Raw genomic sequence first — 21,384 nt, 5'->3', positions numbered from 1 at the left:
GACGGGACCGGACAGTGATTCTGATCATCAGCAGGCGGGGTGACGGGGCGGTCGAGAGGGTCGTGGCCGCACTCCGGCGGCGCGGCGCTCACCTGGTGGGAGCGGACGGCGACGCGAACACCACCGCGACCTGCTCGGGGACGCCCGTGCTGTGGTGGGACACCGGTGACTTCCCGAGCCGCAGCCGGATCACCGTGTCGTTCGCCGGCGGGGAACGACGGCTGCTGCTGGACACCGGCGCGGAGACGATCGACCTGTCCCGGATCACCGCGGTCTGGCGCAGCCGTCCGAGCGCGCCCTCCGCGGCCGACATCGTGACCGAGCCGAGTCACCGCGCGCACGTCGACCGGCAGGCGGAGTTCATGCTGGACGGGGTGTGGAGCCTCCTGCCCGCGCGCTGGCTGCCCGGCCGCCGGGCGGACGAACGCCGCGCGCACAACAAGATCTTCCACATGGCGCGTGCGATCGAGCTGGGCTTCTCCGTACCCGACACGGTCTACACCAACGATCCCGCCGAACTCGCGGGCGCGTACGAATCGGCGGAACGGCTGGTCGCCAAGCAGATCACCGCCGAGCCGTTCCAGGTCGACGGCGCCGAGCACCGCGCGTTCACGACCGTGGTCACCCGCCGCCACCTGACCTCCCGGCACCGCCTCCAGGACGAGCCGGTGATCCTGCAGCCCTACGTTCCCAAGGCGGTCGAGCTGCGGGTGATCGTCGTGGGAGAGCGCGTGTTCGCCGCGGAGATCGACGCGTCGGCCTCCCGGGCGGCGAGGGACGACTGGCGGCACTACGACAACGACCGGGTCAGGTACGGCGTACACGAACTGCCCGCCGAGGTGGCGTCGCGCTGCACCCGGCTGGTCGCCGACGTCGGCCTCACCTACGCGGCCCTGGACCTCATCGTCACCCCCGGCGGCGAGTACGTCTTCCTGGAGCTGAACTCCAACGGCGCGTGGGGGTTCGTCGAACTGTGGAGCGGACTGCCCGTCAGCGACGCGATCGCGGGCTGGCTCATGGACGGAGAGAAACCGTGACCGATTTCGCGCAGGCCCTGCGATCCGGGGTCTCCCTGCTCCGTACGCTGCCCCGCCGCGACGCGGGCGTCGCCGACGCCCACCGTGCCGTCGGCGAGTGGGCGGCGCGGCACCCGGAGATCCGGGCACAGCTCGTCGTCGACCGGCGCCCCGGAACCCCGGTGGTCGACTACGACCTGCTCCTCGACCATCCCGAGGGCGGCACGGTCGCACTGACCGCCCCTGCCGAGGACGGGGTGCCCTGGCTGATCGACCACTCGACGCACTGGGCGGCCGGGTATCTGGTCAGCGTCAACGACGTGGACGTGACGGTTCCCCAGGCGCTGACCATGCTGCGCTCGCTCTCCCGGAGGGACGCGTCGCCGTACCAGGAGATCGTCGACCAGTGCCTGCTCGTCGAGGCCACCGAAGAGGCCGCCGGCACCGAGCCGCTCACCGCCGCCGACCTCCAGGCGACGGCCGACGAGTTCCGCAGGAGCAGAGGGCTGCACGACCGCGCGTCGACCCTGGCCTGGATGACCGAGGCCGGGATGTCCGGCGAGCGGTTCGAGGCGTACATCACCGAGATCGCCCGCCGCCGCCGCTTCCGCCGGGACAAGGAGGCGGAACTCGCCCCGGGCCACCTGGCCGCGAACCCCGGCGCCTTCGCCCGGGTCAGGGCCGTGTGGGTCACCGGCGAGGAGAAGGTGTCCGCCGCCGGCACGACCGACCTCCTCTCCGCCCTGACCTCGTTCGGGGAGGGGACGTCGGCGGAGGAGACGGTGGTGACCTTCGCGACCCGCTGGGAGACGGATCTGCCCGAGGCACTGCGCGGCGCGGCGCCCGGCCGGGTCGTCGGCCCGGTGGAGCTGCCCGACGGCGGCTTCCTGACCGGAGCCGTCCTGTCCAGGAGCGCGGCCACCGGCGACGCCGAGACCCTCGCCGCCGCCGGACGCGCCGCGTTCGCCCGCTGGCTGGCGGAACGTCGCGCCTCGGCCACGATCGAGTGGCACTGGTCGTGATCGATCCGGACAGCACACAGGCCGTCCCGGCGCCTGGCCGGCACCGGGTGCGGCACTGGGAGGACAGCGAGGGGTACCGTACGCGGCCCCCCTACGCCCCTCCCGCCTCCCCTCCGCACCCCGCGGCCGACGCCGACGACCCCCGAACGCGTTTTCCCGCAACCGCCGACGCCACCGAGACGCGGACGCAGCCCTCCACCACCGCCGACGCCACCGACCCCCGGACGCGCCCCCCGGCCACCACCGGCCCCGGGGTGCCCTCCTCCGCGGCCGGCCCCGCCGCGCCGACGCCGTCCACACCGGCCGGTCCCCCCTCGGGGAGCGGTCACGGGCGGCCCATCTACCGGGAGGAGGCGCTGCGCCGGCACGCCGACTCCCGCGCCGCCGCCAAGATGCCGCTGGTGATCAGCGGTCCGTCGTTCCTGCTGCTGTGGATCGTGGTGGCCGCCGTCCTCGCGGCCGGTGCCACGCTGATCACGCTCGTGCTGGGAGCGGGCGGATGAGGAACCGCGTACCGGTCCTGCTGCAGAACAGCGTCACCGAGTGCGGCGCGGCGTGCCTGGCGATGGTGCTCTGCCACCACGGCCACCGCACCACGCTGCACCAGGTGTCCGAACGGCTGCAGGTCGGCAGGGACGGGCTGAGCGCCAAGGCCATCGTGGAGGGCGCCCGCGAACACGGCCTGAAGGCGCGTGCCTTCTCCCTCGCGCCCGAGGACCTGGCGCGTGTGCCGCTGCCCGCGGTCGCGCACTGGGAGTTCAACCACTTCGTGGTGGTCGAGCGCTGGTCACCCGACCGGGTTGACCTCGTCGATCCCGGGCGGGGCCGCCGCCGCCTCACCGCGGAGGAGTTCGGCGCCGGGTTCACCGGCGTACTGCTGGTCTTCGAACCCGGCGAGGGGTTCCATCGCGGCACGTCCTCGATGGCGAGCGCCTGGCGGCGCGAGTTCGTCCGCACCCTGTTCCGGCGCCGCCGCGGCCTGCTCGCGCAGGTCATCGCCGCCTCGCTGCTGCTGCAACTGCTGGGCCTGGCGCTGCCCCTGCTCTCCCAGCTGCTGATCGACAAGGTCATCCCTTCCCGGGGAGCGGACCTGCTCCCCCTCCTCGGCGGGGCCGTGCTGCTGGCCGGGGTGGCCCAGTTCGTGATCGGCTACCTGCGGGCGGCGCTGCTGGTGGCGGTACGGGCCCGCGCCGACCAGGAACTCACCGAGGGGGTGATCGGCCACCTGGTGACGCTGCCGTACCGGTACTTCGCGCAGCGCGGCAAGGGCGACCTGCTGACCAGGGCCGCCAGCGTCTCCACACTGCGCGACATCCTCACCGGCCAGATCGTGGCGGCGCTGCTGGACGGCCCGCTCGCCATCGGCTACCTCGTGCTCGTCTACATCTGGGATCCCGTCTTCGGGCTCGCCCTGACCGGGGTGGTCGTGGCTCAGGGGCTCCTGGTGCTGGCCACCACCCGCCGGATCAACCTCCTCACCCAGCGGGAGCTGACCGCCTACTCCGCGTCGCAGAGCAGCCTCATCCAGGCGATCACCGGCATCGAGACGCTGAAGGCATCCGGGGCCGAGAGCCGGGCGGTTGAGCAGTGGTCGGCCCACTTCACCGAACAGCTCAACGCCGACGTGCGCAGCGGCCTCACCCGGGGCCTGGTGGAGGCCGCGCTGTCCGCGATCCGGGTGGTCGCCCCGCTCGGCCTGCTGTGGCTCGGCACCTGGCGGGTCCTCGACGGGGAGCTGACCGTGGGCGCGCTGATCGCGCTCAACGCCATCGCGCTCGGCGCCCTCACCCCGCTGGGCTCGCTCATGACCGGCCTGCAGAGCCTGCAGCAGGCGGGCGCGCACTTCGACCGGCTCTCCGACATCCTGGCCTCGGAACCCGAACCCAGCGAAGGCATCGAGGTGCTCCGGCTGCGCGGCGCGGTGGAGTTGCGCGGCGTGAGCTTCCGGCACGACCCCCGCGGCCCGTGGGTGGTGAGGGACGTCTCGGTCTCCATCCGGCCCGGGCAGAAGGTCGCGCTGGTGGGCGCCTCGGGCTCCGGCAAGAGCACGCTGGCCAGGCTGCTGCTCACCCTGCACACCCCGGTGGAGGGCGAGATCCTGTACGACGGCGTTCCGGCCTCCGAGCTCAACCTGCGCACCCTGCGCCGCCAGTTCGGCGTGGTCGGCCAGGACTCCTCCCTGTTCAGCGGATCGATCAGGGAGAACATCGCACTGAACCTCCCCGACGCCCCCCTGGAGCGGGTCGTCGCCGCGGCCGAGGTGGCGGCACTGCACGAGGAGATCATGGCCATGCCGATGAAGTACGAGACGGTGCTGACCGACGGCGGCGGTCTCTCCGGCGGCCAGCGTCAGCGGCTCTCGCTCGCCCGCGCGATCCTGCCGCGACCGAAGATCCTGCTGCTCGACGAGGCCACCAGCAACCTGGACAGCGCCACCGAGGCGACCATCGAGTCCAACCTGTTCTGGCTCACCCAGACCCGCATCGTGATCGCCCACCGGCTGAGCACGATCAGGGACGCCGACCTGATCCTGGTGATCGACTCCGGACGCGTCGTGGAGCGCGGCACCCACGACGAACTGATGGCCGCCGCCGGCAAGTACGCCGAACTCGTAACCGCCCAGAGCAGTCCCACCTGACTTCGCTCCCCGCACGACACGAACCGACTCGATTTTCGAGATAACGCAACCGAACGGACGGCGCTTACCAACCTGCGGTCGAGTATTCGATCACCCGGCATGCATAAGAAGGCCAGAAGAATCGCGGATCGCGTCATCCGAGCGGACATCCGGTCCAACTCATCCTCAAAAACACCGGGCAGCCCGTCCAACGGCGCCATGTTGATCGACACCGAGGGCCAGCAATACCGAACAACGTACGGCGATATACAGGAAGGCGTCTCGTTCGCCGGATCGGTCACGATGAGCAGCGGCGACAGCCGCAAGGGGGTCCTCGTCTTCGAGGTCCCCAAGACCATGAAAATCAAAAAGCTTCAGTTCGCACTGGACAGTGGATTCGCCGACCACAAGGGCGAGTGGCTGACCGAATAGAAATACGTTCACAACGCGCTGATCCCAGCGAGATCAGCGCGTCCGCCAACGCGTTGTCAGCACGGGAGCGGTTGGCCGCGGTCCTCGCCGTCGATCCGGGCGAGCCGGCCCGTGATTGCGATCCGGGCCCCCGATAGGTCATCATGGCGGTCATGACCTACAGGAAGGGCGGCCACCGCCCCAGCCGATGAACCCCGGCACGTGGAAGCCGGGCGACGATCCTCTCGACGAGCGCCCCACCTTCCTCGCTCACGCCCTCGCGATGTCCCTGCGTTACGGGTCCGGCCCGTGGCCGCAGGACGCGGACCGGCTCCCCGATGACCAGCCCCGCCCCACCGGCGACGAACCGTTCATCAGCAGCGTCGTCATGGACGGCATCCAGAGCCATCACTTCGGTATCGAGTCCGACGACGACGCCGTCATCGAGATCGCCGACCTGCTCGGCAGGATCGTCACCGGCGATCCCGCCCATGACGATCTTCTACGGCTGCATGCTCGGTCAAGCGCCGTTTCGGCGCTCGGTATCGCCGACGATCTCGTCGACCGAATCCGGCGACTACGACTCCCCAGAGACCGCATAGGCGCGGTCGGCAGACATCTGGCCGAGCACGGCACCCACCGTGAAGCCGTCAAGATCGGCATTGTGCTGCTCGGCGCCTGTGGGGACGAACGGGACCGCGAGCTGCTGCTCCTGCTCGGCACACTGGAGGAACTCACCCTGTACGCGGTGGTGGCCCTGCAGCGCACCCAGCCCGACCGCCAACGCGCCACCTACGAACTGGCCCGCCGAGTGCGCGGCTGGGGCCGCATCCACGCGGTGGAACGACTCAAAGGGTGCGACGATCCACAGATCAGGGCCTGGTTGCTCCGCGACGGCTTCCGCAACGAGATCATGGACGAATACCTGGCCCACCTCGCGGCCACGACCGGTGACCTGTACTCGGCCCTGCTGGAGCCGGACATCGACGACGCCTTACTGGACGGCGCCGCGGACATCCTGGCAGCCCTGGCCCTGGGCGGCCCGGCCGAGGACATGAGCGACTACGCCGACGCCGTACCGGCCATGCATCGCCTCGCCGACCTCCTCGCCGACCGGGGAGCCACGATCGGCAGGCTGGACGCCGCGCTGAGAATCCTGGCCTTCCTCCGCGAGCTCGACGACGATTCGCCCTGGCCGCCCGACACGATCGCGCGGCTCCGCCGCCGCTACGAGGAACTCACCGCCCAACCTCGGTGGAACGACCTCGTACTGGAGTGCCTGACCGACCCGCACCACGCCCATTTCCACCACGCGATGTGGGTTGCCGACAGACTTCGGCTGCGGGTGGTCCCGCAGATCATCGCCCGGCTGAAGACCGATCCGCTGGACGAGTCCGCCTGGTACCACGCCATCCGGCTCGCCACCGCCGAGGAGGCCGAACAACTCGGACACCTGGCCGAACGGCTCCTTCCCCTCGCCGATCTGGCCGACGGGCCTGGTGATCACCGCGGCATCGGCAAGGAGTACCGGCCGGATCGAGCGCTGGAGTCCGTCGTAGGCGGACTGGAGGCCTTCCCCGGCATCGGACTGACACTGATCGACGTGGCGCTGCGCGGCCGACTCACCAGAGTCCGGCGCGCTGCCCTGGCCACACTGACCGGCTGGCCGAGCTCAGCCGTACCAGACGAGGCCAGACACTGGCTGCGGCAGGCGGCGTCGGTCGAACCCCACGAGAAGACCAGAACCGAGATGATCGACTTCCTTCGAAACTAACGCTGGTCAGCCGCTCGGCGGAGCGTTCGTCTCACATGGCGAAGGCCGACGTGTGGAACCTCCGGCGCGCCCACCCGGACGCCGGCGCACGGTCTTTTCACGGAACCTCCGGCGGCCACCTCCCGGACGCCGGCGCGCGGGCTCCTCGCGGAACCTTCCGCGTGGGCCTCCCGGAAGCCTCACGCGCGGGCCACTCTCAGCCCGTCGCGTGAGCCTCCGGGAGACCCCGCACGCGGATCGCCCGGTCAGCCGGAGACGCCGAGGCGCTCCAGGATGAGCTCGCGGGCGCGGCCCGCGTCGGCCTTGCCCCTGCTCGCCTTCATGACACCGCCGACCAGGGCGCCGACGGCGGCGACCTTGCCGCTGCGGACCTTGTCGGCCGCGTCGGCGTTGCTCGCCAGGACCTGGTCGATGATCTCCATGAGCTCGCCCTCGTCGTTGACGATCTGCAGGCCGCGGGCGGCCACCACCTCGTCGGGCGAGCCCTCACCGTTCAGCACGCCCTCAAGCACCTGGCGGGCCAGCTTGTCGTTCAGCGCTCCCCCGGCGACCATCGCGCACACCCTGGCGATCTGGTCGGGGGTGATGCTCAGCGCGCTCAGCGGGAGCCCGGCCTCGTTGGCGCGGCGGGCCAGCTCACCCATCCACCACTTGCGGGCGTCCGCGGGCGGGGCGCCCGCGGCGACCGTCGCCTCGACCAGGGAGATGGCGTCGGCGTTGTGCATGGAGGCCATGTCCAGGTCGGAGACGCCCCACTCCTGCTGGAGCCGCTTGCGCCGCGCGCCCGGCAGCTCGGGCAGGGCGGCCTTGAGGGTCGCGACCCACGCGGGGTCGGGGGCGATCGGCACCAGGTCGGGCTCGGGGAAGTAGCGGTAGTCCTGCGCCTCCTCCTTGGACCGTCCCGAGGTGGTGGTGCCGGTGTTCTCGTGGAAGTGACGGGTCTCCTGGATGATCCGGCCGCCGTCGGCCAGGATCGCGGCCTGACGCTCGATCTCACCCCGTACGGAACGCTCGACGCTGCGCAGCGAGTTGACGTTCTTGGTCTCGGTGCGGGTGCCCCACTCCGAGGAGCCGCGCGGCATGAGGGAGACGTTCACGTCGAAGCGCATGGAGCCCTCCTCCATGCGCACGTCGGAGACACCGAGACCGCGCACCAGCTCACGCAGCTCGGTGCCGTAGGCGCGGGCGACCTCGGGGGCGAGCCTGTCGGTCCCCGGGATCGGCTTGGTGACGATCTCCACCAGCGGGATGCCCGCCCGGTTGTAGTCGACGATCGAGTAGTCGGCGCCGTGGATGCGGCCGGTCGCGCCACCCACGTGGGTGGACTTGCCGGTGTCCTCCTCCAGGTGGACGCGCTCGATCTCGATCCTGATGGTCTTGCCGTCGACCTCGACGTCGAGGTAGCCGTCGAAGCAGAGCGGCTCGTCGTACTGGCTGATCTGGTAGTTCTTCGGCATGTCCGGATAGAAGTAGTTCTTCCGGGCGAAGCGGCACCACTCGGCGATGGAGCAGTTGAGCGCGAGACCGATGCGGATCGTCGCCTCGATCGCGGCGGCGTTCGCCGTCGGCAGCGAGCCGGGCAGCGCCAGGCAGACCGGGCAGACGTGCGTGTTCGGCGGTGCGCCGAACGCGGTCGGGCAGCCGCAGAACATCTTCGACGCCGTACCCAGCTCGACGTGCGTCTCCAGGCCGAGCACCGGCTCGAAGCGCTCCAGCGCCTCGTCGTACGGCATCAACGTCTCAGCGCTCATTGTCGTTCACCGCTCCTCGCTCGCTACGCGGAGCGCTCGTCCCTCGCGCGCCACTCCGCTCACTGCGTCGGGCTCTCTCAGCGCTCATTGTCGTTCACCGCTCCTGTGTTCATAGATATCCAAGTCCCTTCAACGCGTTCCTCGTCTCGGCCACCCAGTTCGCGTAGGCGGGCACCTGGGCCAGAACGGCGAGGTCGATGTTGCGTCCTATGTACTCGAAGTAGTCGCGGGCGGGCTTGCCGCGCTGGGGGACGGTCGTGGCCAGCACCCCCGCGGGGTCGGAGATCCTCTCGACGTCGCGAGGTCGCGCGGGCAGCCTGCTGAGGTCGCTGCCCTCCAGTTTCGCCCACGCGGCGGGGTCGGCGAGCATCCAGCCTTCGGTCTCGCCCATCCCTATCACCGGCACGAGGTAGTGCGAGTGATAGCGGACACCCTCTCTGCGGCGGCGCTCCCGCTCGTCTTCGTGCGTGAAGAGCAGGTGGCAGTCGGCCGCGAGCTCCTCCAGCGCGGTGACCAGGTGCTCCCGGTCACAGGAGACGACCTCCGTCGCCTCGACGTCCACGGCGTACGGCGACATCCAGGTGAGCTCGCGCAGCTGCCTGGAGATCAGGACGCCGAGGAAGCCCTCGTCGACCTCCCCTTCCGCGATGAGTCCCGGCACCAGGGGGCGGCTGCTCATGCCGCCGCTCCCAGGTATTCGCGGACCTGCCGGGGCGAGACGAACGTTCCCGGCTCGCCGTCCGGCTGGATCGACTTGGCCACGGTCACCCGCGAGACCCGGTCGTTGTCGGGGTCGACGCGGACCGCGGTGTCGAGGAACGTGAGCGCGTCCGGCTCGGTCCGGTAGACCTCGGCGACGACGATCGGGGACTGACTGGTGAGGATGAGCTGCCGCAACGGCTCGGGACCTCCGGGCACGGTGATCCGGCGGCGCACCCGCCGGAGCAGCTCGCCGAGACGGGCCGGGTGGACACCGTTCTCGATCTCCTCCACCAGCAGCGTGCCCGGGTGGTCGGGATCGTGCAGGGCGGTGAGAAGGCCGAGGATCCGCAGGGTGCCGTCGGACAGCAGCGCTGCGGGAACCGCTCCCTGGCCGTCGACGAGCAGCTCGAAGGAGCACTCCCCGCGCTCGACGCGCGGCACCAGGTCGATCACGTCGGGAACCACCCCGGCGAGATCGGCCGCGAGGTCGGCCAGCGCCCCCGTACCCGCCATCCGCCCGAGCACCGCGGCCAGGTTCGCGCCGTCGGCCGCGAGCGGCCCCCGGTCGGCCGAGGGGCACCGGCGGCGCATCGCCGCGGGTGACGGCGAGTATCGCCGCCACGACTGGACCGTACGGCGAGGCGTGCCCTCCGGGTCGGGGTCCTCGACCATGAGCTCCAGCAGCTCCTCGGGGATCCGCTGGACCGCGTGGCTGACGACGGCACCGCTGGATCTGGGGATCTTCAGCACCATCTCCGCGCCCACGTCGAACCTGACCGGGACCACGGAGCCCGGCTCCGGGGTGACCAGCGCCTCCACCGAGACGACGAACCCCGGCACCGCCGAGCCGTGGGCGACCCGGTGGAACTGCTCCCCGGGCAGCCCTCGGGTCGCCCCGAGCAGCCCCCCGGAACCTTCGATCTCGGCCGCCACGAACCCCACGGCGTCGAAGAGGTTCGACTTGCCGCTCGCGTTGGGACCGACCAGCGCGAGGAAGGGCGGCACATCGAGATCGAAGCTCAAGAAGGACTTGAACCCGTCGATCTCGATCCGAGTGATCATGCCACCGTTCTCCCTGTCACCTGTCTCCCCCTCGCCCCACGATCCCGGAAAAGCCCTACAGCTCCGGTGCTTTGGACAGCAGGTCGCCGCCCCACCGGCTCTGGAGCGCCTTCTCCACCGCGGCGCCGACCCGGTAGCAGCGGTCGTCGCCGAGCACCGGGGCCATGATCTGCAGACCGACGGGCAGTCCGTCCTCGTCGGCCAGGCCGCACGGCACGGAGATCGCCGCGTTGCCCGCCAGGTTGGTCGGGATGGTGCACAGGTCGGCCAGGTACATCGCCATGGGGTCGTCGGCGCGCTCGCCGATCGGGAACGCCGTGGTGGGCGTCGTCGGCGAGATGAGCACGTCCACCTGCTGGAAGGCGGCCTCGAAGTCGCGCGCGATGAGCGTGCGGACCTTCTGCGCCTGCCCGTAGTAGGCGTCGTAGTAACCGCTGGACAGCGCGTACGTGCCCAGGATGATGCGGCGCTTGACCTCGGGGCCGAAGCCCTGCGCGCGGGTCAGGGCCATGACCTCCTCGGCGCTGCGGGTGCCGTCGTCGCCGACGCGCAGGCCGTAGCGCATCGCGTCGAAGCGGGCCAGGTTGGAGGAGCACTCCGAGGGGGCGATGAGGTAGTACGCCGGGAGCGCGGTGGTGAACGACGGGCAGGAGACCTCGAAGACCTTCGCGCCCAGCGACTCCAGCAGCTCCACGGTCTCGTGGAAGCGCGCGAGCACGCCCGCCTGGTAGCCGTCGCCGCCGAACTCCTTGACCACGCCGATGCGCAGCCCGGCCACGTCGCCGTTGCGCGCCGCCTCGACGACCGAGGGCACCGGGGCGTCGACGGAGGTGGAGTCCATGACGTCGTGCCCGGAGAACGCCTCGTGCAGCAGCGCCGCGTCGAGCACGTTGCGGGCGAAGGGGCCCGGGGTGTCGAGCGAGCTCGCGAAGGCGATCAGGCCGTATCGGGACGAACCACCGTAGGTGGGCTTCATGCCCACGATGCCGGTGACCGCGGCGGGCTGGCGGATCGAACCGCCGGTGTCGGTGCCGGTGGACAGCGGGGCCTCGTACGCGGCGACCGCGGCGGAGGAGCCGCCCGAGGAGCCGCCGGGGATGCGGGAGAGATCCCAGGGGTTGTGGGTGACGCCGTACGCCGAGTTCTCGGTGGAGGAGCCCATCGCGAACTCGTCGAGGTTGGTCTTGCCGAGGATCACCAGCCCGGACTCGCGCAGGCGGCGGGTCACGGTCGCGTCGTACGGCGGCTTCCAGCCCTGGAGGATCTTCGATCCGGCCGTGGTCGGCATGTCCCTGGTGGTGAAGACGTCCTTGTGCGCGATCGGCACCCCGGCCAGCGGGCCGAGCTCCTCGCCGGCGGCCCTGCGGGCGTCGACGGCGCGCGCCTGTTCCAGGGTCGTCTCGGCGTCGACGTGGAGGAAGGCGTTCACCTTCGGCTCGACGGCGGCCATCCGGTCGAGGTGGGCCTGGGCGACCTCGACGGCGGAGACCTCACCGCTCGCGATCAGCGCGCCGAGGTCCGCGGCGGACTTGCGGATGAGGCTCATGCTTCCTCCCCGAGGATGCGCGGGACGCGGAAGCGGTCGTCCTCGACCGCCGGGGCGCCGGACAGCGCCTCCTGCGGCGTCAGACTGGGTCGCACCTCGTCGGGACGGTAGACGTTGGTGAGAGGGAGCGCGTGCGAGGACGGCGGGATGTCGTCGGCCGCCACCTCGGCGACGCGGGCGACCGCACCGATGATCACATCGAGCTGGGCGGCGAAGTGGTCGAGCTCCTCGTCGGCCAGCGCCAGCCGGGACAGCCGGGCGAGGTGAGCGACCTCGTCGCGGGTTATGGCGGACATGAGTCGTTGAACCCGTTTCGTGGAATGGCAATTGGACACTGTCATCCTATGGCTCGCGACCTGAGGGTCCCGACTCATTAACACGGCCGCAACCGAGCGAAGATCTCTTACTCAGGGCGGTCAGACCGCGTCCGGGCCGTCATCCCTCGCGGGAAACCCCCCGAAGTCCGCCGGTGCGGGTCCGGACGGGGTCGCGACCACGATCCCGACGGGCCGTCGATCGCGAATCGGCTTCCGTCACGGACTCGGGCGACGTCCGGCGAGAACCTTACGCCCCGGAGGGAGCGGCCCGTCTCGTCCCGTGCGAACGGTCGGCCGTGCGCCTTTCCTGAGGAGATCGCGGAGCACGCTCCTCATCGCGTAGAAGCGTACTTCTTAGAAGTACGCTTCTACCTTCCTTCGCCGACAATACTATCGCCAGCGATAGTATTGTCGGCGATAGTATCGCCGTTGGAAGTATCGGGGGAGGCGTGGGCGAGTTCATCGGCAGGGAACGCGAGCTGGCGGCTCTCGGTTCCCTGCTCGACCGCGTCCGGACGGAGGCGACGACCGGGCGTCCCGGGCGGTGCGTACTGATCCGGGGACGCAGGCGGATCGGCAAGTCGGCCCTGGCCGAGGAGTTCATCGCCCGCAGCGGCCTGCCGTCGCTCTTCTACACCTCTGCGCGGGCGGACGCCCAGAGCGAGCTCCACCAGATCATGGCCGATGTCGCGATGTCGGACCTGCCGGGCAGGAACACGTTCCTGGAGGCGGCACCCGGCACCTGGAACGGAGCACTGCAGCTGCTGGCGGACGCGCTTCCCGACGACAGCCCGTCCATCGTCGTGATCGACGAGGTCCCCTATCTCATGGACCGCGTCGACGCCTTCGAGGGACTGCTCCAGCGCGCCTGGGACCGGTTTCTCAGCCGCAAGCCCGTGCTGCTGATCCTCATCGGATCCGACCTGTCCATGATGGAGGCGCTGAACAGCTACGAGCGCCCCTTCCACCAGCGTGGCACCGAGATGATCGTCGGGCCGCTCAACCCCGGTGAGATCCAGCAGATGCTCCGCCTCACGGCCGCCGACGCGTTCGACGCGGCCCTCGTCACCGGCGGTCTCCCGCTCGTCTGCGGGGAGTGGCCTCGTGGGGCGTCGCTCTGGGAATATCTGCACGCCGCCCTGACAAACCCGGTCTCGGCCCTTCTGGTGTCCGCCGAGCGCTCCCTCGCGGCCGAGTTCCCCTCCGCCGCCCAGGCGAGTGAGGTGCTCCGGGCCATCGGCAGCGGCGAGCGCACGTTCACCAACATCGCCAGAAGCGCGGGCGGGATCTCGCACAGCACCCTCTCCAGGGCGGCCGAGCTTCTCACCTCCAAGGGGATCGTCACCGGTGACCTGCCGCTGTCCACCCGCCCTTCCAAAGAGCGCCGATACCGCGTGACCGACCCGTACCTGCGCTTCTGGCTCCACTTCGTCCGGCCGCACATGCCCGAGATAGAGCGTCGCAGGGGTGACCTGACCATGCGGCGGGTCGCCTCGCAGTGGAGCAACTGGCGAGGCCGAGCCGTGGAACCTCTCATCCGCGAGTCACTGGCCCGGCTGCTCCCCGACGACCGGTTGCCGGAGGCGCCGGCGATCGGCTCCTACTGGACCAGGAGCAACGACGTGGAGATCGACATCGTGGGTGCGGACAGGGGGCCGATCGCCCGGCGGCTGTGTTTCCTGGGGTCGATCAAGTGGCTGGAGAACGCCTCGTTCGACGACCACGACCTCGCCGCCCTGGCCGGACACCGAGCGGCCTTGACGGACGAGCCCATCCCGCTCGTCGCGGTCTCGCGCGGCGGAGTCTCCTGCGCCGGCCTCACCGCCGCGTACGGCCCCGATGATCTCATCCGGGCGTGGAGCTGACCCCGTTGCCGGCAGGTACCTCATCGTCGCGAGTCGGCGGCCGTGTTCGCTCCGGCGCGGCGGGTGATCACCCCCGGGCCGATCGGGGGGCACGCGGGGCGGTGCGGCCGGGACATCAGGGTGCGTGGACGTCCCCCGACGGCATGGCGGCCCGCCCCAAGGACGACCTAGGCCCTCTGGGGATCGAGGATCTCGGTGCGGCGCAGGAAGCCCAGGTCATGGGTGGCGATGGCTCGATGTTCGCGCAACCATACGGTCGCGTCGGCAGCGGACATGGGTTCGGCGAACAACCAGCCCTGGCCGAGGTCGCAGCCCATGTCGGCCAGACGCTTGGCCACCTCCTCCGACTCGACGCCCTCGGCGACCGAGCGCAACCCGAGAGAGCGGACCAGGTCGATGATGGAGCGGACGATCCGCTCGTCGTCCTTGGACTCGCCGATGCGGCGGACGAACGAGGAGTCGATCTTGACCTCGGAGACGGGAAGGCGCTGCAGGCGCACCAGCGAGGAGTAGCCGGTGCCGAAGTCGTCCAGCGCGAGCGGCACCCCCAGCGCGGTGAGGGCTCGGACGGCCCCGTCGGTGTACGCCTGGTCGGTCATCAGGATGCGTTCGGTGACCTCCAGCTGGATCGCCTTGGGCGGCAGCCGGTAGCGCGCCAGCCCTTCCCCCAGCTGGTCGGAGAGAGCGCAGTCGAGCAGGTCGCGGGCCGAGACGTTGACGGAGATCTGCTCGTGCAGGCCGGTGTGCCACCAGTGGGCGGCCTGCTCCAGCGCGGCGTCGATGACGTATCCGGTGAGGTGGCGCATCAGATAGGACTGCTCGGCCATCGGCACGAACTCCCCCGGAGGGATCATCCCCCGCTCGGGGTGGCGCCACCGCAGCAGTGCCTCCACGCCCCTGACCTGCCCTCCCTCCAGGTCGAGCTTGGGCTGGTAGTGCAGCCGGAGCTCGGAGCGGTCGATCGCCCTGCGCAGGTCGCCGAGAAGATTGAGGCGTTCCGGACTGTTGCGGTCCTTGTCGGCGGCGTAGATCTCGACCCCGCTCCTGCTCTCCTTCGCGAGATACATCGCCACGTCGGAGCGTTGCAGGAGCATCTCGAAGTCGGGGGCGTGGTCGGGGTAGATGGCGATGCCGAACGAGGCGTCCAGGTCGAAGCTCATGCCCTCCAGCCGGACCGGCTCGGTGATCGCCACCCGCAGGCGGGCCGCCACCTCCCTGGCCGCCGTGGCGTCCCGCACCGAGGGCAGCAGGACGGCGAACTCGTCGCCACCGAGCCTGGCGACCACGTCGCCGGGCCGGACGCTGTGGGTGAGGCGGTGCGCGACCAGTTGCAGGAGCCGGTCGCCGACCGGGTGCCCGAGGGTGTCGTTGATCTCCTTGAACCTGTCGAGGTCGAGCAGGAACAGGCCGACCCGCTCGCCGTCGCGCGCCTCGGCGAGCGCCTCCTCCGTGCTGAGCACGAGCATCTTGCGGTTGGGCAGCCCGGTCAGCACGTCGTGCGTCGCCTGGTGGTCGCGGCGGACCGACATGGTGGCGGTGAAGTAGACCGCCACCATCGGCGCCAGGAAGAGCGGCACCAGGGCCGGTGAGTGGTTCATCACCACCACGACGAGCGGGGCGAGGCCGAGCAGCCCCGTGTAGACGAGGCTCTGGTGGCCGACGGTGGTCCTGATCACCCGGTAGATCGACCTGCGCTCGTGCAGCGCCACCGCGCCGGAGACCAGCAGGGCCCGGATGACGAAGTAGGCGAGCCCGGCCAGTCCGATCGCGAGCAGGTCGGAGCCCGTCGGCACCCAGGCGGTCGCCGTGACAGGCCGGTCGCCGAACAGCCCGAGCACCAGCCCGGCCGCACCGCAGGCCATCGTCACCTGCGCGATGTTGAACATGATCCGATGGATCGCCTTGCGGGTGACGGCCCCGTTGACGATCATGGCGACCGCCTGCAGCAGCACGGCGACCGGCAGGCCGTAGTGGAGCAGCGCGGCGAAGGTGAACATGGTCGACGGGTAGGTGCCCCCCACCGTCATCGACGACGACAGGACCACCGGCCGCAACTCGCCCAGCACGATGAGGGCCGCGAGCATCCAGAACAGCGGGCTGCGGACGAGCTCCGCGGCCTCGGCCACGTTCATGCTCAGCAGGGATACGGCGAGCGCGGTGAACCCGATCGTGATGACGACGGCGAGATAGGCCCACAGGGGCGTCCCCGGTCGCGGTCCGGTGTCGCGAGTGTCGGTTGGGTCGGCCATGAGTAACAAAACCCCCATTAGTTCACTATGGGAGAGTACGGCCTACGGGCCACTTCGCGGAACCGATTGCGCACGTTCTGTCACTATCAATTCGCACGTTTTTGAGACACAAGTCTGGGGTGACCCCTACTCCTCAGGCTTCACCGTGACCTCCGACGCCGCCTCGGGCCCCTCGCTCAGCAGAACCCGCAGGCCCGCCTCGTCGAGGATCGGCACGCCGAGCTTGACCGCCTTGTCGAACTTGGAACCGGCGTTCTCCCCCACCACCACGAAGGAGGTCTTCTTCGACACCGACGCCGAGACCTTGCCGCCGCGGGCGGCCAGGGCCTCGCCCGCCTCGTCACGGGTGAAGTCGGCGAGCGTGCCGGTCACCACGAAGGTGAGACCGGCCAGGGTCTGCGGGAGCTGCTCGGCCGGAGGGTCGTCGACCATCCGGACTCCGGCCGCTTTCCACCTGTCGACGATCTCCCGGTGCCAGTCGACCGTGAACCAGTCGTGGATCGCCGCGGCCACGCGCGGGCCGACGCCCTCGACGGCGGCGAGCTCCTCCTCCGACGCCTCCGCGATCGCGGGGATCGAGCGGAACTCGTCGGCGATCGCCTGGGCCGTCGGAGGACCGACATGCCGGATGGAGAGCGCGACGAGCACCCGCCAGACCGGCTGGGTCTTCGCCTTCTCCAGCTGCTCCAGCATCTTCTCCGCGTTCTTGCTCGGCTCGCCGCTCTGGTTGGCGAAGAAGGTGACGACCTTCGGCTCGCCGCTCTCCGGATCGGTTTTGGGCAGGCCGGTGTCGGGGTCGCGGACCACCGACCTGATCGGCAGCAGCCGATCCATCGTCAGGTCGAACAGGTCGGCCTCGGTGCGGACCGGCGGCTCCTGCGGCGGCAGCGGCTGGGTCAGCGCGGTGGCCGCCACGTAGCCGAGCCCTTCGACGTCGAACGCCCTGCGTCCGGCCGCGAAGAAGATGCGCTCGCGGAGCTGGGCGGGGCACGCCCTGGTGTTGGGGCAGCGCAGGTCGGCGTCGCCCTCCTTCTCGTACGCCAGCAGGGTGCCGCACTCCGGGCAGTGCTCCGGCATCACGAACTCACGCTCGGTGCCGTCACGCAGGTCGACGACCGGGCCGACGATCTCGGGAATGACGTCGCCCGCCTTGCGCAGCACCACGGTGTCACCGATCAGCACGCCCTTGCGCGCCACCTCGGAGGCGTTGTGCAGCGTGGCCCGCTCGACCGTGGAACCCGCCACGACGATCGGCTCCATGACGCCGTACGGGGTGACCCTGCCGGTGCGGCCCACCGCGACCTGGATGTCGAGGAGCTTCGTGTTGACCTCCTCCGGCGGGTATTTGTAGGCGATCGCCCAGCGCGGGGCCCTGCTGGTCGAGCCCAGGTTGTGCTGCAGCTCGATGCGGTTGACCTTGACCACGACGCCGTCGATCTCGTAGGCCGGGTCGTGGCGGTGCTCGCGGTAGAACTCGATGAAGCCGTTGATGCCGTCGAGATCGTCGACGACCCGGTAGAGGTCGCTGACCGGCAGGCCGAACCCGCCGAGCCGTTCGTAGATCTCCGACTGGGTGCGGGGCGCGGCGGCACCCTCCCACTTGCCGATCCCGTGAACGATCATGTAGAGCGGCCGCTGGGCGGTGATGCGCGGGTCCTTCTGCCGCAGGGAGCCCGCCGCGGAGTTACGCGGGTTGGCGAACGGCGCCTTGCCCGCCTCGACCAGCTGCTCGTTGAGCTTCTCGAACTCCTCGACGGGGATGTAGACCTCGCCCCTCACCTCCACCACGTCGGGCACGTCGTCGCCGGTCAGGCGGTGGGGGATGTTGGCGATCGTGCGGACGTTGGCCGTCACGTCGTCGCCGACGCGGCCGTCGCCCCTGGTCGCACCCCTGGTGAGGCGCCCCTTCTCGTAGAGCAGCGCGATCGCCAGGCCGTCGATCTTCAGCTCGCACAGGTAGGGCGCGGGGTCGCGCTCGGCCAGCCGCTCGGCCCTCGCCCGCCAGGAGGCGAGGTCGTCGGCGTTGAAGGCGTTGTCGAGGCTCTCCATGCGCTGCAGGTGACTGACCGGGGTGAAGTCGCTGGAGATCGGCGCGCCGATCTTCTGGGTGGGCGAGTCGGGCGTGCGCAGGCTCGGGCTCCGCTCCTCCAGCTCGCGCAGCTCACGCATCCACCCGTCGTACTGCGCGTCGCTCACGGTCGGCGAGTCGAGCACGTGGTAACGCCAGTTGGCCTCCTCGACCAGCTCCGTCAGCTCCGCGTGCCGCTCCAGCGCCGACACCGGCACACCCTCGACCTCAGCGCCCATCGCCCGCTTCTCCCCTCGTCGTGACCCGAGACAGTCGTGGCCCATGACAAACGTATCTTCGAGCACCGACAACGCGACCCCGTCATTGCCCCGAGTTGGACAAGCCCGAGCCGCCCCCGTCCGGGCGCCCGCGCGAGATCACTCGCCGGGGTCGTCCCGCAGCACGGCGGCGGCCTTGCGGCAGGCGGCCAGGGCAGCCCTGGCGTAGGCGGGCGAGGCCCCGGCCAGCCCGCAGGCGGGGGTGAGCACGACCTGCGAGGCGAGGGTCGAGGAGGGGAAGCCGAGGCGGCGCCAGAGCCCGACGGCGGGTTCGGCGACCGCGCCGACGTCCGGGATCGCGGAGTCCACGCCTGGTACGACGCCGAGGAACAGAGCGGTCCCGGCCTCGACGGTCTCGCCGATCGCGTCCTCGTCGCGTCTCCTCATCAGGTGGGCGTCCAGCGAGACGCCTCCCACACCCGCCGTGCGCAGGACCCCGAAGGGCACGCCGGGGGCACAGCAGTGCACGACCGTGAACGTCTCCGCGGGGAACACCGCGCCGAGCCGGTCGGCGACGATCTGACGGTCGACGGCGGCGAGCCGCCCGAAGCCCGAGGCCGTCGGCACCGTACCCCGCAGGACGCCGGGCAGCCCCGGCTCGTCGATCTGCACCACGATCCGCGAGGCGCCGGGAACCCTGCGGCGCACGTCGGCGACGTGCGCGGTGAGCCCTTCCGCCAGGGATTCCACCAGGTCGCGCACCGCTCCCGGGTCGGCGAGCGTCTTGTCGCCGTGCCTGAGCTCGATCGCCCCCGCCAGCGTCCACGGCCCGCACACCTGGATCTTGAAGGGCCCCTCGTATCCCTGGGCCACCTCCTCCAGGCCGTCGAGGTCGCGTACGAGATGGTCGCGGGCGCGCTTGAAGTCGCGTCCCGGCCGGTCGGCGAAGCGCCAGCCGGACGGCTGCACCTCGACGGGCAGGTCCAGCAGGAGTGACGCGGTGCGCCCGATCATGTCGGCGCCGACACCGCGGGCCGGTAGTTCCGGCAGGTACGGCAGCGCGGGTGACTCCCCGAAGGCGACCCTGACCGCCTCGGCGTGATCCTCACCCGGATGCGACCCGATGCCGGTCGCGGTGGCCTCGCCCCATGGGTACTGGCTCAAGACTGCTCCTGGTTTCGCGTGGGGACGTGGGCGGGAACCCGCCGGCGCCTGCTCGGCTCCCCCGCCCAGGCCAGCCTATGGCCGCCGGATCGCGTCTCCGGCCGTGGCGATCCCGCCGCACCGTGACGGCGTGCGATCAAGCTGAGTAGGGTGCTGCCCGGTATTCACCCTTTTCTGGGGCCTTATCGCTCCGGAAGCGTCTCGGTGCGGGGCCGTTTCGCTCGGGGGACCGTTCGTGCTGGTTCGTTCTGGGGGCGTTTCGTGATCGGTCGGATGCTCGTCACGATGCTGGTGCTGGCGGCGGTCGCCGCGCCACCGGCCGTGGCGAAGAGTACAGAGGCGAAGGGTACGGAGGCGGAGACCGCGGCACGGGCCGCCGCGACGGCGGGGACGGCCTCGGCGGGCAGCGCGGGTACGGCGACCGCGGGGGGCGTTTCGACGGCGAAGGGCGGGGTGGGCAGCGCGGGTACGGCGACCGTGGGCGCTTCGACGGCGAGGGGCGGGGCGGGAACCCCGGGAACGTCCGCGCCCGCCAAATGCAACCCCCGGCGCGGCACGACCAGCATCGGGGAGTCCTGGGCCCAGCGCCGGCTCAGCCTCCCCGAGGTGTGGGAGCTGACCAAGGGGGCCGGGGTGACCGTCGCGGTCGTCGACAGCGGGGTGGACACCAGGCATCCCCAGCTGAGGAGGACCCGGTCGATCGACCTGACCGCGACCGGTGCCCGCGACTGTCTCGGCCACGGCACCGCGGTGGCGGGCATCATCGCGGCGGCCCAGATCAAGGGGGTGCCCTTCACCGGGGTCGCGCCGCAGGCGAAGCTGATCTCCATCAAGCAGACCTCGGACGGTACCGGCGACGTGGGCCGGCTGGCCGCGGCCATCGTGCGGGCCGCCGAGCTGGGCGCCGACGTGATCAACGTGTCGGTCCAGGCGGGCGACCAGGCCGACCTGCGCGACGCGGTCGCCTACGCCCTCGCCATGGACGCGGTCGTGGTGGCCGCGGCCGGCAACGTGCAGAAGGAGGACGGCACCCCCGCGCCCGCCTACCCGGCCGCCTACGAGGGGGTCCTCTCGGTCGGGGCCGCCGGTCTCGACGGCGCGAGGGCCGACTCCTCCAACGCCGTCACCCCCGTCTCCGTCCTGGCTCCGGGCCGGAACGTGACGAGCACCTGGGCCGGGCGGACCTACCGCGAGGACCTGGAGGGAACCAGCTTCGCCGCCCCGTACGTGGCCGGTGTGGTCGCGCTGGTCCGGGCCCGCCATCCCGGGCTGGACAACGTGCGGGTACGGCGGCGCGTCGAGTTGACCGCCGACGGCGGCGCGGGGGCGGGTACCGGCGCGGGGATGGTCAACCCGCTGCTGGCGGTCTCGGCGATCCTGCCGTCCGAGCAGGTGGCGCTCGCGCCGCGCCTCGCCGCCCCGCTGCCGGGAAACGTGGTGCGGCCCGCACCTCCCGAGGATTCCCGGGCCGTCTCGATCTCGATCTGGGTCGCGCTGGGAGCGCTCGTCGTGGGCGTTCTGGTGACCGTGGCGGGCATCGCGATACCGATGGGACGCCGCAGGGGTTGGCGACCGGGCACCATTGACCGCCAAACGTAACGA

At 70.9% G+C, this 21,384-nt stretch carries 16 protein-coding genes; 8 read left to right on the top strand and 8 right to left on the bottom strand.

Annotation, left to right across the window (positions count from 1 at the left end; all coding sequences use genetic code 11):
* Positions 1-14 precede the first annotated feature (14 nt).
* The 6 genes from ACFY3V_RS27065 (at position 15) to ACFY3V_RS27040 (ending at position 6,840) form a co-directional block, all read left to right on the top strand.
* A complete protein-coding gene (locus tag ACFY3V_RS27065) occupies positions 15-1,037 on the top strand; it encodes an MvdC/MvdD family ATP grasp protein (RefSeq protein WP_389777343.1) in 1,023 nt (340 codons plus the stop codon).
* Positions 1,034-2,038 (top strand): TIGR04500 family putative peptide maturation system protein, encoded by a 1,005-nt coding sequence (locus tag ACFY3V_RS27060; protein WP_362899419.1) that lies wholly within the window; start codon positions 1,034-1,036, stop codon positions 2,036-2,038. Before ACFY3V_RS27065 ends, ACFY3V_RS27060 begins: the two co-directional genes overlap by 4 nt.
* Entirely contained in the window at positions 2,023-2,541 is a 519-nt protein-coding gene (locus ACFY3V_RS27055; protein WP_389777339.1) for a hypothetical protein, read from the top strand. The genes ACFY3V_RS27060 and ACFY3V_RS27055 overlap by 16 nt, the downstream gene beginning before the upstream one ends.
* Positions 2,538-4,676, top strand: a complete 2,139-nt coding sequence (locus ACFY3V_RS27050) for a peptidase domain-containing ABC transporter (protein ID WP_389777336.1) — start codon at positions 2,538-2,540, stop codon at positions 4,674-4,676. Before ACFY3V_RS27055 ends, ACFY3V_RS27050 begins: the two co-directional genes overlap by 4 nt.
* A gap of 99 nt (positions 4,677-4,775) precedes the next feature.
* Positions 4,776-5,087 (top strand): DUF4352 domain-containing protein, encoded by a 312-nt coding sequence (locus tag ACFY3V_RS27045; protein ID WP_350947609.1) that lies wholly within the window; start codon positions 4,776-4,778, stop codon positions 5,085-5,087.
* A gap of 187 nt (positions 5,088-5,274) precedes the next feature.
* Positions 5,275-6,840, top strand: coding sequence for a hypothetical protein (locus tag ACFY3V_RS27040; protein WP_389777332.1), 1,566 nt, complete (start codon positions 5,275-5,277; stop codon positions 6,838-6,840).
* A gap of 245 nt (positions 6,841-7,085) precedes the next feature.
* Here ACFY3V_RS27040 and gatB read toward each other — a convergent pair whose 3' ends face one another.
* From gatB to gatC, 5 genes are all read right to left on the bottom strand, one after another.
* Positions 7,086-8,591, bottom strand: a complete 1,506-nt coding sequence (gatB, locus tag ACFY3V_RS27035) for an Asp-tRNA(Asn)/Glu-tRNA(Gln) amidotransferase subunit GatB (protein ID WP_389777329.1) — start codon at positions 8,589-8,591, stop codon at positions 7,086-7,088.
* A gap of 109 nt (positions 8,592-8,700) precedes the next feature.
* Entirely contained in the window at positions 8,701-9,270 is a 570-nt protein-coding gene (locus ACFY3V_RS27030) for a hypothetical protein (protein WP_389777326.1), read from the bottom strand.
* The gene (locus ACFY3V_RS27025) at positions 9,267-10,355 is read right to left on the bottom strand and encodes an AAA family ATPase (RefSeq protein WP_362899412.1); all 1,089 of its coding nucleotides are present in this window, start codon (positions 10,353-10,355) and stop codon (positions 9,267-9,269) included. The genes ACFY3V_RS27030 and ACFY3V_RS27025 overlap by 4 nt, the downstream gene beginning before the upstream one ends.
* Before the next feature lie 55 nt (positions 10,356-10,410).
* Positions 10,411-11,901 carry an Asp-tRNA(Asn)/Glu-tRNA(Gln) amidotransferase subunit GatA gene (gene gatA / locus ACFY3V_RS27020; protein ID WP_362899410.1) on the bottom strand — a complete coding sequence of 497 codons (1,491 nt, stop codon included), beginning with the start codon at positions 11,899-11,901 and terminating at the stop codon, positions 10,411-10,413.
* Complete coding sequence (gene gatC, locus ACFY3V_RS27015; RefSeq protein ID WP_350947603.1) at positions 11,898-12,197, bottom strand: Asp-tRNA(Asn)/Glu-tRNA(Gln) amidotransferase subunit GatC; 300 nt, start codon at positions 12,195-12,197, stop codon at positions 11,898-11,900. Before gatC ends, gatA begins: the two co-directional genes overlap by 4 nt.
* 470 nt (positions 12,198-12,667) lie before the next feature.
* On the opposite strand from gatC, the gene ACFY3V_RS27010 reads away from it, so the two are divergent.
* The gene (locus tag ACFY3V_RS27010; protein WP_389777321.1) at positions 12,668-14,083 is read left to right on the top strand and encodes an ATP-binding protein; all 1,416 of its coding nucleotides are present in this window, start codon (positions 12,668-12,670) and stop codon (positions 14,081-14,083) included.
* Positions 14,084-14,250: 167 nt separating this feature from the next.
* Here ACFY3V_RS27010 and ACFY3V_RS27005 read toward each other — a convergent pair whose 3' ends face one another.
* The 3 genes from ACFY3V_RS27005 to ACFY3V_RS26995 all read right to left on the bottom strand — a co-directional run bounded on the left by ACFY3V_RS27005 (position 14,251) and on the right by ACFY3V_RS26995 (position 19,782).
* Positions 14,251-16,332, bottom strand: a complete 2,082-nt coding sequence (locus ACFY3V_RS27005; protein WP_362899406.1) for an EAL domain-containing protein — start codon at positions 16,330-16,332, stop codon at positions 14,251-14,253.
* A 126-nt stretch (positions 16,333-16,458) separates the two neighbouring features.
* Complete coding sequence (ligA, locus tag ACFY3V_RS27000) at positions 16,459-18,639, bottom strand: NAD-dependent DNA ligase LigA (protein WP_389777318.1); 2,181 nt, start codon at positions 18,637-18,639, stop codon at positions 16,459-16,461.
* Between the two features lie 138 nt (positions 18,640-18,777).
* Positions 18,778-19,782 (bottom strand): methionine synthase, encoded by a 1,005-nt coding sequence (locus tag ACFY3V_RS26995; RefSeq protein ID WP_362899402.1) that lies wholly within the window; start codon positions 19,780-19,782, stop codon positions 18,778-18,780.
* A 261-nt stretch (positions 19,783-20,043) separates the two neighbouring features.
* Between ACFY3V_RS26995 and ACFY3V_RS26990 the strand changes: the two genes are divergently transcribed.
* The gene (locus ACFY3V_RS26990; protein ID WP_389777314.1) at positions 20,044-21,381 is read left to right on the top strand and encodes a S8 family serine peptidase; all 1,338 of its coding nucleotides are present in this window, start codon (positions 20,044-20,046) and stop codon (positions 21,379-21,381) included.
* Positions 21,382-21,384 lie beyond the last annotated feature (3 nt).

Origin of the sequence: Streptosporangium sp. NPDC000095, from assembly GCF_042899335.1 — a bacterium.
GTDB lineage: Bacteria > Actinomycetota > Actinomycetes > Streptosporangiales > Streptosporangiaceae > Streptosporangium.
The sequence above is the reverse complement of the archived record's forward strand: the minus strand, read 5'-3'. Positions and strand labels throughout refer to the sequence as shown.

Bases quoted from the DNA above. Each gene is read 5' to 3' on its own strand.
- ACFY3V_RS27040 (WP_389777332.1), top strand. From the start codon at position 5,275: ATGAACCCCGGCACGTGGAAGCCGGGCGACGATCCTCTCGACGAGCGC.
- ACFY3V_RS27030 (WP_389777326.1), bottom strand. From the start codon at position 9,270: ATGAGCAGCCGCCCCCTGGTGCCGGGACTCATCGCGGAAGGGGAGGTC.
- ACFY3V_RS27050 (WP_389777336.1), top strand. From the start codon at position 2,538: ATGAGGAACCGCGTACCGGTCCTGCTGCAGAACAGCGTCACCGAGTGC.
- ACFY3V_RS27045 (WP_350947609.1), top strand. From the start codon at position 4,776: ATGCATAAGAAGGCCAGAAGAATCGCGGATCGCGTCATCCGAGCGGAC.
- ACFY3V_RS27005 (WP_362899406.1), bottom strand. From the start codon at position 16,332: ATGGCCGACCCAACCGACACTCGCGACACCGGACCGCGACCGGGGACG.
- ACFY3V_RS27025 (WP_362899412.1), bottom strand. From the start codon at position 10,355: ATGATCACTCGGATCGAGATCGACGGGTTCAAGTCCTTCTTGAGCTTC.
- gatB (WP_389777329.1), bottom strand. From the start codon at position 8,591: ATGAGCGCTGAGACGTTGATGCCGTACGACGAGGCGCTGGAGCGCTTC.
- gatC (WP_350947603.1), bottom strand. From the start codon at position 12,197: ATGTCCGCCATAACCCGCGACGAGGTCGCTCACCTCGCCCGGCTGTCC.
- gatA (WP_362899410.1), bottom strand. From the start codon at position 11,901: ATGAGCCTCATCCGCAAGTCCGCCGCGGACCTCGGCGCGCTGATCGCG.
- ligA (WP_389777318.1), bottom strand. From the start codon at position 18,639: ATGGGCGCTGAGGTCGAGGGTGTGCCGGTGTCGGCGCTGGAGCGGCAC.